2 protein-coding genes are annotated in these 1271 nt (G+C 57.0%); both read left to right on the top strand.

The window, feature by feature from the left end; all coding sequences use genetic code 11:
* Positions 1-740, top strand: a 740-nt coding sequence (locus ACFRAK_RS29040) for an LLM class flavin-dependent oxidoreductase (protein ID WP_394573204.1), incomplete at its 5' end; no start/stop codon positions are given.
* Between the two features lie 22 nt (positions 741-762).
* Positions 763-1271, top strand: a 509-nt coding sequence (locus tag ACFRAK_RS29035; RefSeq protein ID WP_394573203.1) for an ABC transporter substrate-binding protein, incomplete at its 3' end; no start/stop codon positions are given.

Genomic DNA, 1271 nt, shown 5'->3' with positions numbered 1-1271 from the left:
CCGTGAAAGGACCGCTGAATATCGCCCGTTCCAAGCAGGGGCAGCCGGTCATCTTTCAAGCGGGTGCGTCCGAAGTCGGCAAGAATTATGCTTCCAAGGAAGCCGATGCGGTATTCACCGGGCATGAGCGTGTGGAGGATGCGGTAGCCTTTTATCAGGACGTAAAGGCACGTGCAGTCGGATTCGGTCGAAATCCGGACGAAGTATTGATCTTCCCGGGCATTGGTCCGATCATCGGCAACACCCCGGAGGAAGCCGAGCGCAAATATCAGGAAGTCGCCAGCCTGGTGACCATCGAGAATGCCCTGAACTATCTCGGCCGCTTCTTCGAACATCACAATTTCTCCCAATACCCGCTGGATGAGCCATTCCCTGAGCTGGGCGAACTGGGCAGGAACAGCTTCCAGAGCGGTACCGACAAAATCAAACGGGACGCCAAGGAGAAGGGGCTCACGCTTCGTCAAGTGGCGCTGCAGTCGGCCACACCCCGCGGCGGGTTTATCGGCACCCCGGAGCAGGTGGCAGACAAGATTCAGGCTTGGTTTGAGGCAGGCGCGGCAGATGGCTTCATAATTGCTGCAGCGGTGCCGAACGGGCTGGAGGATTTCGTGGACCTGGTCGTGCCGATTCTGAGGGAACGCGGATTGTTCCGGGCCGAGTACGAGGAGGACACATTGCGAGGAAATCTCGGCATTCCCGTTCCGGCCAATCGCTATACCCGGGAACCATTACAAACATAATTCGGATGTGGAGGGAGTCGTTATGGATATGAGAAGCCATGCTCGAAATCGAAGAAAGTCGGTTACCGCTGCTGTTCTGGGGTTAATGCTCCTGCTGTCCGCTTGCGGAGGGCAGCAAGCCTCTTCAGGGAATACAACAGTCGCCGGAACGCTAGTCGCCACGCAAGGCGTGCCCGCTCAGGGAGGAGAGCTCAGCTATGCCCTTGCAACATCGCCTGACACGCTGGATCCGCACCGCAGCGGGCTAGCGGTATCGGTTCGCGTCATTCGCACGATTCACGACAGTCTGGTGGTTCAACTGCCAGACCATACGATCAAGCCGTGGCTGGCGACGGAGTGGGAGATCTCGGAGGATGGGCTCAGCTATACGTTCAAGCTACGGGAGGACGTGAAGTTCCATGACGGTACCCCGTTTAATGCGGAAGCGGTGAAATATAACTTTGACCGGATTTTGGATCCAGCCACGAAAGCTTCCAATGCAGCAGCACTGCTTCAGCCTTATCAGTCTTCGGAAGTCCTGGACGAATATAC

Source organism: Peribacillus sp. NPDC056705 (assembly GCF_043656335.1).
The sequence above is the reverse complement of the archived record's forward strand: the minus strand, read 5'-3'. Positions and strand labels throughout refer to the sequence as shown.